The following is a 14,662-nucleotide window of genomic DNA, read 5'->3' on the forward strand; positions in this document are numbered from 1 at the left end:
TGGACTAAAAATGGGAGCTGTTTATGTCTGCTGGTGAAATACCTATTGGCGAAATTGCTTTGCAAATAGTCCTTTCCGTTGGAATTATCGTTATTGTTGCAAAGTACCTCGGCCTTCTTGCAAAAAAACTGAATATTCCGCAAGTTGCGGGTGAAATTGTTGCAGGGCTTTTATTACGCTGCCTGCCTTTTTTCCGTAATTTCGGCGGAGTTGAACCGAACATTATCTATGCCGAAACCAATCAGTTTATCGGATATATGTCTGAAATCGGCGTTATCCTGATTATGTTCTCTGCCGGATTGGGTACTAATTTAAAATCACTTGTTGCATCCGGTATCAAATCCACAGTGATCGCTGCCTGCGGCGTTATCGTCCCATTGGTTTTAGGTACGGCTATGGCCTTAGTTTTTTGGGGCTTCGACGGTTTTGGAACACCCGTATTTTATCAAGCCCTATTCATCGGGACTATTTTGACGGCAACTTCGGTGAGCATTACCGTTGCTGCATTGAAAGAGCTGGGAAAGATAAATTCGGAAGTCGGACAAACAATTATCAGTGCCGCAATCATCGATGATGTCTTAGGCATTATTGCATTAACGGTTGTACTCGGTGCAAGTTCCGGTAAGGGCGACTATCTCGGACTTATTATAAAAACGGCAGCGTTCTTTGCCGCTTCGCTGGCAGCGGGGTATGTGATTTACCGAATCTTCAAATGGTATGATAAAAGGCATCCTCATACCCACCGTATTTCGATTTACGGGCTAGGGCTTGCCTTGATTTTTGCCTATTGTACCGAACGATTTTTCGGTATTGCCGATATTACCGGTGCCTATGTTGCAGGGGTTGTATTATGCAACTTGCATGATGCTTCCTATATGGAAAAGAAAATAGACATAAATTCGTATATGTTTTTTAGCCCTATCTTTTTTACCTCTATCGGACTTAAAACGGACTTTAGCGGATTGAATATGAGCTTACTATGGTTTTCATTAGCCTTTGTGCTCGTAGGTTGTATCAGCAAAATAATCGGCTGCGGCGGTTCGGCATTGGCTCTGGGCTTTAAGCGTCAGGAATCGCTCCGGATAGGGCTTGGAATGATGGTGCGCGGTGAAGTAGCCCTCATCGTAGCTCAAAAGGGACTTGCGGCCGGGATGGTTAAAGCTGAATACTTTGCACCGGTCATTTTACTGATTATTGTTTCCTCTATGATTGCGCCTATTTTGTTGGGCAAAGCATTTTCTGATAGGTCCGTTGCACCTCCAATGAAGGAGCAGGTATAGAATCTTGCCTTCAATCCGCCTTGATCTAATTGTAGCTTTGATTTCTTATTTTAAAATACGTCCTATTTGTCAAGCGTGGATTGAAAATTCTTCCGTTTTTTGATATACTGGGTTCATGTCTGTAGTTTCTCTTGTATTCCAGATGCTTGGAAGTTTAGGTTTAATCTTATACGGAATGAAAATGATGAGTGACGGTATTCAAAAAAGTGCCGGCGAAAGTCTACACCGTACACTCAATTTTATGACGGGAAACAGATTTTTAGCTGTTTTGACGGGTATAGTTGTTACCGGCATTGTTCAATCTTCCGGTGCTACAACCGTTATGACCGTTTCATTTGTCAATGCAGGAATGTTGAGTCTTCAGCAAGCTATAGGTGTAATTTTCGGTGCAAACATAGGTACGACCGTTACGGCATGGATAGTTTCACTCCTGGGTTTTAAATTTTCTATAGCAAGCATAGCCATTCCTGCCTTCGGAATAGGCTATTTTTTAACCTTTTTTAAAAAACTTAAAAAAGACAATCTGGGTGAGGCCATCATGGGCTTCGGCCTCCTTTTTACCGGCTTGGATTTTTTGGCTTCAGCCGTGCCGAATATTTCGGGTGAACATATTGCCCTTTTTTCTCTTTTTAGACAGACAGGTATTCATAGTATTATAATCGGTGTTATCCTCGGTTTTGTGCTTACGGTTTTTCTTCATTCGTCGAGTGCGACAACTGCCGTTCTTTTGACAATGGCTCATACAGGGATAGTGGGCTGGGAATTTTCTGCAGCCGTAGTTTTAGGAAGCAATGTCGGTTCTACCGTAGATGCGGTATTGGCCTCAATAGGAACAAAGCTTAATGCGAGGAGGGCGGCGGCCGTACACGTTTTGTTTAATGTTGCAGGAAGTATTTTTACCCTAATTCTTTTTACGCCGTTTTTATCCTTAGTGGATTTGATTTGCCCTTCAAGCAGTCTTATGACTAAAATTGCAGTGTTCCATACCTTGTTCAATCTAATCAACACTCTTGTTGCCATTCCGTTTGTAAATCAAATTGCAAAATTTGTGTGCCGGCTTATTAAACCCGGAGAAGATGAAGAGCCTGCCCGCTATGTTCTTGCTTTTCAAGCACCCGGCATGAAAGAAAATACGGAGGCCTACGTGCTTCGTGCCGAGGTTGAAATTCTAAAGATGTCCGGTATTGTACGGGAAATGTTCAGCCTCTTGCGTTCTCTTTTAAGCAAAGAAGAAAACGTTTCAAGAGAATTTGTGATAAGGCAGTTGACCGAAAAAGAAGATTATACCGATCAAATGCAGGAAGAGCTTTCCGTATACCTTATTAAAACTTCTCAGCTTTCTTTATCCGAAAAAAACAGAAAGAATGTACGCCTTATGCTCGGTATTGTAGATGATATAGAAAATATGACCGATCAGATTTTTGAGTTAGGTCTTTTTATCAACCGAAGTATAGAATTAAAGATGCCCATCAGCCAAGACGATATGGATAAACTTTTGCCCTATATGGGGATTGTAAATCAGTTTATTCATTTTGTTCACGAACACTTAAATAAACCTCTTGCAGCGGAGCAGCTTGCAATGGCCCACGAAATGGAAGAATCTATCGATGCGATGAGGCAACACCTAAAGCATCTTGCCCGTACACGCTTGGAAAAAGGTGCAAATGTAAAAGCGGAGCTTTTGTACATAGACATGGTCCGCAACTTGGAAAAAATAGGAGATTTTGCTTTTAGTATTTCGCGTGCCCTTGCCGAAACCGAATAAGAATTTTTATGTATTTTAATAATTCTGCTAATGGATAATATATTAAAGAATATCTGTAGTTTTTTTATATAATTTAGGCAAACAGTTTTGGCGTAATCTAAATTTGGTACCATGGTTATGCCCTGTCCGTGCATCAAAATCAACTAAAATATTTCCAGCCTCCAGTTCATACAAGAATTTATCAAACGAAAATGTTTGAAGCATTATCACTTTATTGAAATGAAAAAACTCATCTCCATTTTCTCTTTTTACATCAGCTTGAACATAAAAACAATTAAGCAGTTTTGTGCCGGCCTTATGCTCTAAATCGTCAAAGCCCCAATAAGGTTGGGGAAATAATTCATTAAGACCTACCTTTCTTTTAACTTCATGAAGCCAATCTTTGTGCTCATTAGCTACAGATTCCGCATCAAATGAAATCAGAACTTTTTTTTCATTTCGATTTATTTTTACACAGAACCCTCTATCACTCCTAACTTTACTGCTAATAGTTTGTCTAAAACTCATTTCAGTTTCAGGATATTTAATTCCGGCTTCCTTGTGTTTCCATCCGTAATTCAGCAATAAAATTTGAGGTACAAATTTGACTGCACGAGGGGACGGTTCACAATGAAAAAGAGTTGGTAATGCGCTTGTATTCTTCCTTTGTGCCTTTAGTTCCCATTCAGCAGCATTGGGTATGGGTAAATTATTTTCGTCAATTCCTAATAAGTCCTCCAATGTATTACCAACACTGCCTTGATTACCTTTACGGGTATTTTTAATCCAACCCCGTCTTTCTATTTCTATAAAATTTTTAATAAGAGTTTCTTTTGTAAAAAGTTTCATTGTGCTGCCTCAAATAAAGATAGTTCATTTGTGTTGTATACTTTTGAATGACATTCCAGATTTCCTAACCTTTCTTCTGCCATCATACAATAATCAGGAGATAACTCAATACCAATATAATCCCTAGATAGTTGTTTTGCAGCTATGGCTGTTGTACCGCTTCCCATAAACGGATCAAGAACCAGTTTTGCATTTGTAGATGATATAATTCTATCTATTAAGGCAACAGGAAAAGGAGCCGGATGGCTATTTTTCATTTCTTGGGTAAATTCCCATACGTCTCCATGAGCATTTGCTTTTGGAACTAATTTAAATTTAGGTTTTGGAATAAGATATATTACTTCATATGTTGGAAGAAAATAGCCGGGATTAAAATTAATTCCGCCTTTTCTTTTCCAGATAATAATTTGCCGAACAGGCATATCTCTAATTATATCGCTTCTATTTTGCATTAAGCCATTTTGAACTCTCCATTTATGATTGTAAAAAATTGCTCCGTCATTTTTTATTAGCCGATACATTTCTTTTAAACAAGTATATTGCCATTCAGCATATTCTTCATGCGGCATATTGTCATCATAATGACTATATCCATTTTGCAAAGCTGCTCCTGCCCACTTTCCACTGGTAGTACAGGCCTTCATTCCATTGCCGGTCGAGTTTTTTAGGTTATATGGCGGAGATGTAATAATCAAATCAATGGATTCACTCGGAATTTGCCCCATAACATCAAGGCAGTCTCCGCAAATTATCTTATTTACAAAATCTTCAGGAAATATCATAAGCATTGATATGATAGCATTTTTTATGTATTTTTTCAATGAGTAGTAGTTTAGCTCTTTACCACCTACTCCTTACAATACAATTCTGTCATTATCTTGCCTTTTTAACTTGCCTTCTTTTTCGAGAAGGTTAAGAATCGGGAGAATGTATTTGCGGGAAAGGCCGGTTACTTCCCGTGCGTCGGCTATCGAAATTTTATCCCCTGTTTTGTATTTTGCAAATAAGGAATTTACGGTTTTTTTGTAAAAATCCGTATGGTAGTGTAAAAAATTTTCAAGGCAGATTAGCTTACCTAATTTTATCAGGTCTCTGGCTTCTTTTCGAGCTTGAGGAATTTTTATCTTGTCTATTTCGATACCCTCAAACCCTGCCTTAAATGCAGCATCCAAAAGAGCTTTTGCATTTTTAGAAATATCTTCACCCGTTCTTCCGCTCAGTTTATAAATATGAGCATCTTTTTCGATTTTCTTTTCATCACAAAGTTTTTTTAAAATTATGTTTTTTACCTTTTGCGGAACAGGTAAATCCGTTTCTTCAAGGGTAAAACCGGCCTGACTTTCTTGGGCTGTTTTTAAAATTTTATTTTCCCAAAACTCAAGCCGCTTTTTTAAAAAACGCCAAGAGCCGTACTCAATGACTTCACTCTTATCCGATGTGAGCTCTTCGGTTTTGATTTTAGTATCCTCGACAAAGCCTTCAATATTAAACTTGTAGCTGTGAATGGAAGGAAGTTCCTTATCCCTGTAAACCTCAAAGGCTTCCTTAAACTGTATTCTTTTATAGCTTGGAAAACTTGCGAGCACTCTGGCCGAGGCTAGAATTTCGCTTCCGCCGTGCCTTATTAAAACGGATCTTTGATTCCAAGCTGAAGCAATAGGTTCTTCTAAAGAAAGACGGCCCAAGCTCCTGTCGAATTGGTTTAAGTGAATGCTGCCTATTGCATGAGCACTTCCGAGGGCTATTTCAATTTCGGCATGATTTTTAAAGCCCCCTTCCTTGTTTGTAAATACCTCATCGATTCGTACTAAAAGTTCTTTTCCGCTTAAGACAAAATTTGAATCCTTTTCAGCTAAGAGCATTCCTCTTTCAAGATTTGTTTTTTCTCCCAGCTTTAAGTTGAGGGCTGTCCGCGTGCCTGGGTCTATTTTTTCCACATCCTTATGATGGTTTTGTATCGATTTAATTCTACATTCTTCATTTGAAGGATATATCTGCAAGCTGTCGCCCGTATGCAGGCCTTTTCCTCTTAATGTTCCGGTAACGGTGGTTCCTATGCCTTTTAGGACAAAGACCCTGTCTACATATAAAAAGGGAGTAGGCGGGCTTTGCTTTTTTGATGAAGAAAGAAGTTTTGTAATCTCGGCTTTGAGTTCTTCGATTCCGCTTCCGGTAAGGGAAGATACTGCGACGGCGGGCAGTTTCCTTCCGATTATTTTTTCGCATTGGGCATTGGCATCTTCTATAAGAAGTTCAAGCATGTCCTTTTCTGCAAGGTCCGATTTTGTGATTACAAGAAGAATGGAGTCTATCTTCATGGCCTTCAGTACACGCAAATGATCGGAGGACATCTGCATCCAGCCGTCATCGGCTGCCACTATTAAAAGAGCCGCATCCAAGCCCCATGTGCCTGCAACCATGTTGCGGATAAAGCGTTCATGGCCGGGAACATCTACTATGCCGACAGTACCGTGAACAGGATCTTCAAGCGAAGCAAAGCCGAGCTCTATGGTCATCCCCCGCTTTTTTTCTTCAGGCAGATGACTGGTTTCAATTCCTGTAAGCCTTTTTACCAAGGCAGTCTTTCCATGGTCTACATGTCCCGCTGTTCCCAAAATATACGGCATTCTTTCCCCCAATCAATATTTATCGTATTCAGAGCATTTTAGCATAACTAAGGGATTAGGGGAAGAGGGAGAAGAGTTATGCGTGTACTTGACAAGCCGTTTTTTTTGTATTACACGTGTAATACGGAGGCTGCCATGACAACAGTAAGACTGCCGGTTGAGTATGAACAAAAGCTTAACTTTCTATCTACCGTAAAGAAAAAGAATAAAAGCGATTTAATAAAAGAAGCTCTTGATATGTTATTCCGAAATGAAGAAATGGAAATTGATTCATATGAGCTGGGAAAAGAATATTTCGGCAAATACGGGAGCGGAAACTCAAGTCTATCGGTTTCTTATAAGCAAAAAATCAAGGAGAAAATAAATGCTAAATACCGTGCTCATTGATACAGGTACTCTTATTGCCTTGTTTGATAAAGACGATAAATATCATTTAAGCGTTATAGACTTTATCAAAGACGGTAATTATAAATTTGTATCAACCATTGCAGTATTGACCGAAGTCATGTATATGCTTGATTTTAATAGACCTGTTCGATAACCTTTTCAAAACAATAGCAATCGGTTATAATATATTGGGTGATAAAAATGAACAATGAGGAGGATGAGGATGATAAAACAAGTGCTTTTAAAAGAAAATGACGGATTTTATGGGATTTGGTATCCGAATTCAAAGAGAGAAAGTCATTGCGGTATGATACTCATGATTGGTGATTCTTCGGACGGCAGGATGGTTTGCGCCGGGGTAAAATGGGTGCATGGGCAAGGACTTCATGCGCTTTCCCTTTCGCCAGAGAAAAAGGATCTCGGTCGACACAATTATCCGCTCGAATCCGTGGGAAAGGCGATTGAATTCCTTCGAACTCAAGGCTGTGAGAAAATCGGAATTTGCGGGGTATCTGCAACGGGGATAACTGTTCTTCTTGCAGCATCTTATTATTCGGACATCCGTCTTACCATAGCAATGACTCCTGCGGATTTTGTCATGGAGGGGTATTATAGGGACGGTGCGGACGGCGTTCACGAGCGACCGGGAGATCATGAATCTTCCGTGTCATGGGAGTGAAAACCTTTGCCGTATTTGCCTTATGCTTACAGACATCCGGAGTATTGGAAAAAAATTAAAGAAGAGTCCAAAGCGGGCGGTGATTTGATTGCGGCTCGAAAGATGTTTGAGGAATCGGAACGTCGTCATCCCGTCACCGAAGAAGAAACGATTAAAATTGAACGTATTCACGGAAAGGTGGTCTGTATCGGAGCGGAAGATGACGTTTTGTGGGATACCTGCAAATATATTCAAAGAATGCAGCGGAGACTGGAACGGCTCCCACACAACTGTGATTTTGAGGCATTGACTTATGAACACGGTACACATTTTGTGTTTCCGGAGTCCATGTTGAAGCGGATATTTCCGATCGGTTCGGGCCTTCTCCTTCGACTCATGTTCAAGGCGGCACGAGAATATCCGAAGGAATGTAAAGAGACAAGGTTGGATATTGACAGGAGACTTATGCGGATAATCAGTAAATGGTCAAACGAAAAATAAAAGAAAAGCCATTACTTCCCGACTTAATGACATCGGTCTTTAACCGAGGCTGTCGATTTTTTAATTGAATGGATGGTTGACAACGAATATCTTTTATGGCATAATATCGTCGGCACTCATTAAGAAGGAGTGCTAACAATAAAGAGGGGTGAATAAAGATGGAAAAAAAACACTATCAAGAGAATCTCCGAATTAATAAATAAATATTCCGACAGGCCAATGGATTTTGCAGATGCAACATTGGTAGCCGCAGCAGAAGAGCGAGAAATCAATCGGATAATCAGTATAGATTCGGATTTTGATATTTACCGTCTGCATGGTAAAGCAAAGATAGAAAATATATTTAAAAAGAGATTGAAATAAGCTCCCACAATTACATATCATATTCTTTGAACTTATAACTAAATGTTCAGCTTCTTTAAAATCTTTTTTGTTGTATGTTATTATAAAAACTTACTGTTAGAATGAATCGCAAGTTCTAATATGTGATCATCATGAGAATCTTTTAAATATGGTTTCCGCAAATAAAAAAGTTTTATCTTCTTTCCGATACAACAAAGGCTTGAATTTGAGAATTTTTAGGGAGAAAAATTTAAAAATTTATAAATTTATAGTCAAATATTTTTTGCAATTTAGCTATTGTCTTTAGGGTCGGATTTGTCTTTTTAGGATTCTCTAAATTCTGATATTGCTGATATGATATATTGAGTTTATCTGCTACTTCAATTTGTGTTTTATTTCCTCGGTTTTTACGCAGCATAATAGCAAATGCAATATTAGGTTCAACTTCAACAGCATATTTAGAGATAAAATTGGGAAGCGGTATTTTGATTCCACGCGATGTTTCACTTTCTAAAACTCCGTTTAATGCTTCTCCGGCCATTTCTAAGGCTTCTTTTTTTGTATTGCCGAAAGTAAAGACATGCGGCAGATCAGGAAAAGCAACATAATAAACTCCGTCTTCTTTTTTTAATGTACAGCAGTATTTCATAATCACTCCTTAATTCCGGCAAGGCGGAAAATATTTTTTACAGTGCCTATCGGTAAGTCTTTGTTTCCGTGAACAGGTACAGGAATAGTTTTGTCATCTTTAATAAAGATATGATGTGAACCTTTTATTCTATCAATAGTCCATCCATTTTTCTTTAATATTTTGGTTATTTCTTTACCTGTCATATTTAAATAATACAATATATAAGTTGTGTTGTCAAGGTATGAGAATAAATTTAGAAGAATTATAAAATGCCCTTAAAGCAAAATTACAGATTGGGGTGTAGACAAATTAAATTGCGGAGGCACTGTGAATGAAAAATGCCGTTATATATACACGGGAGTATCTTTCCTATGTTAGAAAAAATCCTATAACTTGGGACATTCCTACCGCTATTCTTTACGGTAAAAAATATGATATAATCTCTTTAAAAGCTATGACTGATTTTGCAAATAAAATACATGCAGATTTAACGGTTTTTGATGATGGCGAACATTGGTTTCATACGGAAGAACAAATGAATTTTTTAGATAATTGGTTTAAAAAATTTATTTGCTGATTTACGGTTTCTTAATTCAAGGAGAAAAAATATGATTAACATAAGAATAGCAGACCATAAGGATGCCGAACAGGTTGCTCTTATTGCAGAAAAAACATTCAGAGAAACTTTTGGCGCATTTAATACAAAAGAAGATATGGACGAACACTGCAAAAAAAGTTACGGTGCGGAAATTCAGCAAGGCGAAATTGCCGACACAAACAAATGCACTCTTGTCTGCGGAGAGGATAACAAAATCATCGGTTATGCACAAATCAATTGGAACAAGAGTTTTGAAGGCATTCATGGTAGTCCTCAGGCGGAAATACAGCGGATTTATATCGCAAAAGACAGGCACGGAACGGGTGCTGCACAGGAACTTATGCGGGTTATTATCGGTATGGTAAGGCAGCGGAAGATTCGGCATGTCTGGCTCGGCGTGTGGGAAAAAAATCCGCGTGCGATCGCATTTTACAAAAAGTTCGGCTTTGTAGAAACCGGCGAACACGTTTTTTTACTCGGTAGCGACCCGCAGCGGGACATTATTTTGCACAAGGCTTTGGAAGAGTGAATCAGCAGCGGATATCTAACGGAAAGAGCCTTTTACTTGTACCACACGCTAATCAAAAACGTTTACATCTCCACAACGATTTTTCCGTTTACCTTACCGCCGTCACATGCTGCGCAGGCTAGGCTAATATCGCGGAACGCAAAGCGCTCTCCTATAAGCGGCTGCAAGTTATGTTTTGTTAAAAAGCTGAAAATCGAATCGATGTCGGCTTGTACGGGAAAATTGCTATGAAATCCGGTCAGATACACACCGGCGGGAATTTCTTTTATAGGATTAAAACCTTCCATCTCAAACACGCCGCCGAGTACGCCCGTATTGCACACAATTCCTCCTGCGGTCATGCACCACATGGTATCCCGCAAGGTTTTACAGCCTACCAGTTCCAGCGCTTTGGTAAAGCGGCTTTTATATGTTTCGCTTAAATTGCCGGTATCCAAGATACACTCATCGGCACCGGCATCTTGCAGCAGTTGCAGTTTGCTTTCACGGTGTGTTGTCGCTGAAACACGGCAGCCGAGTGCTTTTGCAATTTGGATTGCCGCATAGCCGAGTGCACAGGTGCCGCCGCGGATTAAGAGCGTGTCGTCTTTTTGTAAACGCAGGCAGTGGAACAGCGAACCCCATGCGGTAAAATATGTTTCGGGAACGGCGGCAATATCCGTCCATGCCATATCGGACTGTATTGCAAAAACATGGTGGGTAGGAAGCAGGGCGTATTCTGCATAGCTGCCGTTGAAGCTGCGTCCCATGCCGCCCATCAGAGCAACCACTTTTTGTCCGGCGGAAAAAGACGAATCGGAAGCGTCGGCTATTTCTCCGGCGCACTCGATTCCGGGTATAATAGGTTTTTGTATGTAGTCATGTTCAATTTCAAACTGCCGTAGAATTTGTTCGGAATGATTGAGTCCGAACGCATGGATTTTTACCAGCACCCATCCGCTTTTTACGGCGGGTACGGGAACATCGGTTAGCATAATCTCGTCTGCAGCGGCCGGTTTAGTCAACACAACGGCTTTCATAGTATGGGGTATGGTATTCATCATAAACTCCTTGAAGTATGGGTATTATTAAAAACTAAAATTTTTAGAAATTCTCTATGAAAATTAAAATGCTAAAAAATTTTTTCCTCATGTAACTTTTTTCCAGCATTGGGGATCGGTGGCGTAGAAATCTCCGCCGCAGCTTCCGCTCGCAACGGCAGGGCATCCGCGGCAGTACGGGAGCAGTTCGCATTTTGAGCACTTGCTGAATTTTCCGTAGTCGCGATAAGCTTCCATTCGTGTTCCTGTCCATACATCACTCAGCCGGTCGGTATAGGCATTTCCTACACAGCTGTTTGCAACTCGGCGGCAGGCGTAAATATCGCCGGTAGGTAAAATGGTGATATGACAGTTTCCGCAGTTGCAGCCGCCGTAAATAATCAATTCATCCTGATTGGACGAAGTACCGTTATGTGCAGGAGTGTTAGGGGGCAATGTTAATCGGCCGTGTTCATAGTCGAAAAGCGTCCATAGGTGATCTTTTCTATTAAAATAGGTTTTGCAGTCCCGGTTTTCATAAGCGGTGTAGATATCATCAATCTTTTCAAGAAAATCCCGGTACCGTTCAGGAGCGATATACCAATCGCTTTCTTCGTTGCCCTTGCTGTCACTTGTAGGAACATACCTTGCAAACGCATACACCTGTGCTTCGGCAGCGACAACGGCATCGATTATCGCCGGAATTTCATCGATGTTTGTACCGCTGACTGTTGTCATAATCACACTTGTTATGCCGGCATCATTGATAACTTTGATTTTTTCCAGAGTTGTTTTAAAACTGCCAGGTTTTCTGAACCAATCATGCGTGTGCTCCATACCGTCGATACTCATCTGATATTTATCGCATCCGTACTCACGCATTTTCTTACATACGGCATCCGTCAGATGGAAGGGATTTCCCATAAGGGTAAAAGGAATGTCATGGGCCTTCATAAGCGAAAGCAAATCCCAAAAGTGAGGATGCAGAATCGGATCACCGCCTGTGATATAAAAATAGGGAAGACGATTGAATGTTTTGCAAAATTCCAACGCATTATAAAAAACATGCTCCATCCGTTCACGGTTCATCGTTACTAAAGCGGGATGTCCTTCCGCAAAGATATAGCAATGTTTACAGCGTTGGTCGCATTCGTCGGTGATATGCCACTGAAAGGCAAAATACTGTTGAGCCATGGTAGTAAAAAAAACGGACAGCAGCGAAAAATCTACCGTCCGCTCTAGTCTACAAATGGATTATTTTCCGCCTGCCCCGCAAGCAGAACCGCACGCTGCGGGTTTCTTTTTGGGGTCTGCCGGTTTTTCAGCTCCACAAGCAGAACCGCATGCCGCAGGCTTTTTTTCCGGTTTTGCAGGTTTTTCTGCCCCGCATGCAGAGCCGCACGAAGATCCCTTTTCGGGACTTGCGGTTGTTTGATTCCAATCAGCCAAGTTTGAAAGTGCCATATTAGCCTCCATTACAAAGTATTATATGAATAATATAGGGTAATTCGAAAAATAATGCAAGAACGCACTTTTTTGTAACCGCCTATTTGGCTATATACTCTTTATAATAATTCCCCCATTTCTGCATTTCGGTGAGGAGAGGGCGTAGGGTTTCTCCTAAAGGAGAAAGCGAGTACTCAACTACTTTCGGCGGCTCACTTTGAATTTCACACCGGATGATAATGCCGTCATCTTCCATTGAGCGTAGACTTTCCGTCAGAACTTTTTGGCTTATGCCGTTAAGGTCTCTCTTTAGTTCATTAAACCGCCAAGGTCTGACAAGCAAGTCCCTGATGATAAACAGTTTCCACTTACTGCCGAGTATTTGTAACGTTGTTGCTACGGGGCAGTCAGGTAAATCTTCTTTCTTTTTCATATCCCTGCCTTTTTCAAATTTGTGATTATCTTTCTTCGGATTTTTATCATGCTGTAAAAGTTAAACGAAATGCTCTGTTTTAGCGCCTCTTTTACGCATTTAGTTTAACTATTGCTTGCACAGGGCAATTTTCGTAGCAGCTGCCGCAGTGGAGGCAATGCTCTTGTTGGATAACAAAGGGTTGGCCCTCCGTAATGCAGTTTTGAGGACAGTTTTGTGTACATGTTCCGCATTCGATACAGGAATCCGTTATGGTGTATCCCTTTGCCGTGATTTTACCGCTGCCGATCACATAGCTTTCTCTGAAAATCGGATTTACGCCAAGATTAAAATATTCAATACTCGTATTGCGGATTTCAAATATAATTCCGATATCCCGTGTGTTTCCGGGGTAGACATTGGAAAGATAGGGCTGCTCTGAAAAAATTGTGTCAATCCAATATTTTTGTTTATCTTGCTCCGCCGGCACGGCCTTTGCCGACAGACGGATCATCTCTTTATATCTTGTATAGCCGAGAATTTGTACCCTGCCATCAGAAAGCAATTCTTTGCAAAAATCCTTTCCTCTGGCAGTAAAAAAATACAACGCATCCGGCTCATAATGAATGGCACTGATATTGCGTACCTGCGGATTTCCGTTGTCATCTACGGTTGCAAAGGCAAGCACACCTACATATTCTAACTTTTCCAAACAAGTTTTTGCATCCATAATTTCTCCTTGTAATTATTTTAAAATAATTTCATACATAAAACAAGAACGCACTTTTTTGTAACCGCCTATTTGCCTGTCATTCTTTATAGATGACATCTAAAAACCTCAGTTTTTACAGATGCCCTATAATACATATCTCATTTACTCATTTTTGTGCAAAAACTAAGCCGCAGTTTACATAAAAGTACATCTGATTTTTATAAGGTTCAATTTCATTTCTCCTTAGGTTTTGTTTATACCATAAACCGGCAGGAGGAACAAGCCTGCTTATATCTCAACAACATGCTGGTGCTGACGGATAAAGACTGCGACTATTGGATTAAAAACAAAGGCGAATAAATCTAAGACAAACATCGAAAAATTGAGGCTTTTAGATGTTTGTTTCCTTTAAAAATTTTCCCATTGGAATAAAATTATCGGCAATATAAAATCCTGATTTTTTATAGAAATGTATATGTGCTTTATCATTCACACTTGATAGTTCTATAAGTGTGACACCATTTATTTTAACAATATCTTCCATGGCTTTTATTAGTGATGTGCCGTATCCTTTATTTTGATGGTTTGTGTCTATTACTATTTCATCTAAAAAATATGCTAATAAATCATCGAATTGTTTATAATATCCTAAAATAAAACCTATCAATAATTCTTCTTTATACATACCCAGACACATTGAATCGCTAATCGTAATAAGTTGAGAGATTCTTTTACAGGCCTTTTCTTTTGTCCAGCAGCCGTTTTCAATGTTATTATAGTAGTTAATATAAATTTGCGTTATACTGTTAATATCTTCAATCGTTAATTTTTTATATTCCAAATAAGACCTCATTAAGTTCAAAATAATTATTTGGTATTCTACATAAGTCCGGCACTTTTTTCAATGCCTTGCTTTTTTGTAAAAAA

General features: G+C 39.8%; 17 protein-coding genes and 3 pseudogenes. 9 read left to right on the plus strand and 11 right to left on the minus strand.

The window, feature by feature from the left end:
* Positions 1–23: 23 nt before the first annotated feature.
* Both E4N74_RS03145 and E4N74_RS03150 read left to right on the plus strand, forming a co-directional pair.
* Positions 24–1,280 (plus strand): cation:proton antiporter, encoded by a 1,257-nt coding sequence (locus E4N74_RS03145; protein ID WP_255806122.1) that lies wholly within the window; start codon positions 24–26, stop codon positions 1,278–1,280.
* Positions 1,281–1,395: 115 nt separating this feature from the next.
* Positions 1,396–3,045: a Na/Pi cotransporter family protein gene (locus E4N74_RS03150; protein ID WP_255818821.1), complete on the plus strand. Its 1,650-nt coding sequence runs from the start codon at positions 1,396–1,398 to the stop codon at positions 3,043–3,045.
* A gap of 42 nt (positions 3,046–3,087) precedes the next feature.
* Here E4N74_RS03150 and E4N74_RS03155 read toward each other — a convergent pair whose 3' ends face one another.
* The 3 genes from E4N74_RS03155 to selB are packed head-to-tail and all read right to left on the minus strand — an operon-like array spanning position 3,088 to position 6,500.
* Positions 3,088–3,873, minus strand: coding sequence for an MvaI/BcnI family restriction endonuclease (locus E4N74_RS03155; protein WP_255818823.1), 786 nt, complete (start codon positions 3,871–3,873; stop codon positions 3,088–3,090).
* Entirely contained in the window at positions 3,870–4,694 is an 825-nt protein-coding gene (locus E4N74_RS03160) for a DNA-methyltransferase (RefSeq protein WP_255818827.1), read from the minus strand. Before E4N74_RS03160 ends, E4N74_RS03155 begins: the two co-directional genes overlap by 4 nt.
* A gap of 33 nt (positions 4,695–4,727) precedes the next feature.
* Complete coding sequence (gene selB, locus E4N74_RS03165; protein ID WP_255818828.1) at positions 4,728–6,500, minus strand: selenocysteine-specific translation elongation factor; 1,773 nt, start codon at positions 6,498–6,500, stop codon at positions 4,728–4,730.
* 135 nt (positions 6,501–6,635) lie between these two features.
* On the opposite strand from selB, the gene E4N74_RS03170 reads away from it, so the two are divergent.
* The 5 genes and pseudogenes from E4N74_RS03170 to E4N74_RS12815 form a co-directional block, all read left to right on the plus strand.
* Positions 6,636–6,887: a CopG family transcriptional regulator gene (locus E4N74_RS03170; RefSeq protein WP_338113407.1), complete on the plus strand. Its 252-nt coding sequence runs from the start codon at positions 6,636–6,638 to the stop codon at positions 6,885–6,887.
* Positions 6,865–7,038 (plus strand): annotated as a pseudogene (locus E4N74_RS03175) (pilus assembly protein); the annotation flags it as partial. The gene E4N74_RS03170 and the pseudogene E4N74_RS03175, both read left to right, overlap by 23 nt.
* Positions 7,039–7,110: 72 nt before the next feature.
* Positions 7,111–7,566, plus strand: a complete 456-nt coding sequence (locus E4N74_RS03180) for an alpha/beta hydrolase family protein (protein ID WP_255818831.1) — start codon at positions 7,111–7,113, stop codon at positions 7,564–7,566.
* A gap of 6 nt (positions 7,567–7,572) precedes the next feature.
* A complete protein-coding gene (locus tag E4N74_RS03185; RefSeq protein ID WP_255818832.1) occupies positions 7,573–8,046 on the plus strand; it encodes an acyl-CoA thioester hydrolase/BAAT C-terminal domain-containing protein in 474 nt (157 codons plus the stop codon).
* 165 nt (positions 8,047–8,211) lie between these two features.
* Positions 8,212–8,409, plus strand: a pseudogene (locus tag E4N74_RS12815) (pilus assembly protein); the annotation flags it as partial.
* Between the two features lie 229 nt (positions 8,410–8,638).
* On the opposite strand, the gene E4N74_RS03195 reads toward E4N74_RS12815, so the two are convergent.
* Both E4N74_RS03195 and E4N74_RS03200 read right to left on the minus strand, forming a co-directional pair.
* On the minus strand, positions 8,639–9,037 hold the full coding sequence (locus E4N74_RS03195; protein ID WP_044979019.1) for a type II toxin-antitoxin system HicB family antitoxin: 399 nt from the start codon (positions 9,035–9,037) through the stop codon (positions 8,639–8,641).
* A gap of 2 nt (positions 9,038–9,039) precedes the next feature.
* On the minus strand, positions 9,040–9,222 hold the full coding sequence (locus tag E4N74_RS03200) for a type II toxin-antitoxin system HicA family toxin (RefSeq protein WP_253678786.1): 183 nt from the start codon (positions 9,220–9,222) through the stop codon (positions 9,040–9,042).
* 155 nt (positions 9,223–9,377) lie between these two features.
* Here E4N74_RS03200 and E4N74_RS03205 point away from each other — a divergent pair.
* A pseudogene (locus E4N74_RS03205) lies at positions 9,378–9,596 on the plus strand (alpha/beta hydrolase); the annotation flags it as partial.
* Between the two features lie 31 nt (positions 9,597–9,627).
* Positions 9,628–10,146 carry a GNAT family N-acetyltransferase gene (locus tag E4N74_RS03210; protein WP_255806128.1) on the plus strand — a complete coding sequence of 173 codons (519 nt, stop codon included), beginning with the start codon at positions 9,628–9,630 and terminating at the stop codon, positions 10,144–10,146.
* A gap of 62 nt (positions 10,147–10,208) precedes the next feature.
* Here the strand turns inward: E4N74_RS03210 and E4N74_RS03215 are convergent, their stop codons facing one another.
* The 6 genes from E4N74_RS03215 to E4N74_RS03240 form a co-directional block, all read right to left on the minus strand.
* Positions 10,209–11,186 carry an alcohol dehydrogenase catalytic domain-containing protein gene (locus E4N74_RS03215; RefSeq protein ID WP_255818834.1) on the minus strand — a complete coding sequence of 326 codons (978 nt, stop codon included), beginning with the start codon at positions 11,184–11,186 and terminating at the stop codon, positions 10,209–10,211.
* Positions 11,187–11,273: 87 nt separating this feature from the next.
* Positions 11,274–12,359 (minus strand): radical SAM/SPASM domain protein, ACGX system, encoded by a 1,086-nt coding sequence (acgM, locus tag E4N74_RS03220; protein ID WP_255818835.1) that lies wholly within the window; start codon positions 12,357–12,359, stop codon positions 11,274–11,276.
* Positions 12,360–12,419: 60 nt separating this feature from the next.
* The gene (gene acgA, locus E4N74_RS03225) at positions 12,420–12,629 is read right to left on the minus strand and encodes an ACGX-repeat peptide (protein ID WP_255818836.1); all 210 of its coding nucleotides are present in this window, start codon (positions 12,627–12,629) and stop codon (positions 12,420–12,422) included.
* An 82-nt stretch (positions 12,630–12,711) separates the two neighbouring features.
* On the minus strand, positions 12,712–13,044 hold the full coding sequence (locus tag E4N74_RS03230; protein ID WP_255818839.1) for a winged helix-turn-helix transcriptional regulator: 333 nt from the start codon (positions 13,042–13,044) through the stop codon (positions 12,712–12,714).
* A 91-nt stretch (positions 13,045–13,135) separates the two neighbouring features.
* Positions 13,136–13,753 carry a 4Fe-4S binding protein gene (locus E4N74_RS03235; protein ID WP_044979025.1) on the minus strand — a complete coding sequence of 206 codons (618 nt, stop codon included), beginning with the start codon at positions 13,751–13,753 and terminating at the stop codon, positions 13,136–13,138.
* Positions 13,754–14,126: 373 nt separating this feature from the next.
* Entirely contained in the window at positions 14,127–14,576 is a 450-nt protein-coding gene (locus tag E4N74_RS03240) for a GNAT family N-acetyltransferase (protein WP_049992354.1), read from the minus strand.
* Positions 14,577–14,662 lie beyond the last annotated feature (86 nt).

It is taken from the genome of Treponema putidum (assembly GCF_024401155.1).
Classification (GTDB): Bacteria; Spirochaetota; Spirochaetia; order Treponematales; family Treponemataceae; genus Treponema_B; species Treponema_B putidum.

Bases quoted from the DNA above. Each gene is read 5' to 3' on its own strand.
- E4N74_RS03150 (WP_255818821.1), top strand. From the start codon at position 1,396: ATGTCTGTAGTTTCTCTTGTATTCCAGATGCTTGGAAGTTTAGGTTTA.
- E4N74_RS03235 (WP_044979025.1), bottom strand. From the start codon at position 13,753: ATGGATGCAAAAACTTGTTTGGAAAAGTTAGAATATGTAGGTGTGCTT.
- E4N74_RS03155 (WP_255818823.1), bottom strand. From the start codon at position 3,873: ATGAAACTTTTTACAAAAGAAACTCTTATTAAAAATTTTATAGAAATA.
- E4N74_RS03230 (WP_255818839.1), bottom strand. From the start codon at position 13,044: ATGAAAAAGAAAGAAGATTTACCTGACTGCCCCGTAGCAACAACGTTA.
- acgA (WP_255818836.1), bottom strand. From the start codon at position 12,629: ATGGCACTTTCAAACTTGGCTGATTGGAATCAAACAACCGCAAGTCCC.
- acgM (WP_255818835.1), bottom strand. From the start codon at position 12,359: ATGGCTCAACAGTATTTTGCCTTTCAGTGGCATATCACCGACGAATGC.
- E4N74_RS03170 (WP_338113407.1), top strand. From the start codon at position 6,636: ATGACAACAGTAAGACTGCCGGTTGAGTATGAACAAAAGCTTAACTTT.
- selB (WP_255818828.1), bottom strand. From the start codon at position 6,500: ATGCCGTATATTTTGGGAACAGCGGGACATGTAGACCATGGAAAGACT.
- E4N74_RS03195 (WP_044979019.1), bottom strand. From the start codon at position 9,037: ATGAAATACTGCTGTACATTAAAAAAAGAAGACGGAGTTTATTATGTT.
- E4N74_RS03200 (WP_253678786.1), bottom strand. From the start codon at position 9,222: ATGACAGGTAAAGAAATAACCAAAATATTAAAGAAAAATGGATGGACT.
- E4N74_RS03145 (WP_255806122.1), top strand. From the start codon at position 24: ATGTCTGCTGGTGAAATACCTATTGGCGAAATTGCTTTGCAAATAGTC.
- E4N74_RS03180 (WP_255818831.1), top strand. From the start codon at position 7,111: ATGATAAAACAAGTGCTTTTAAAAGAAAATGACGGATTTTATGGGATT.
- E4N74_RS03215 (WP_255818834.1), bottom strand. From the start codon at position 11,186: ATGAATACCATACCCCATACTATGAAAGCCGTTGTGTTGACTAAACCG.
- E4N74_RS03210 (WP_255806128.1), top strand. From the start codon at position 9,628: ATGATTAACATAAGAATAGCAGACCATAAGGATGCCGAACAGGTTGCT.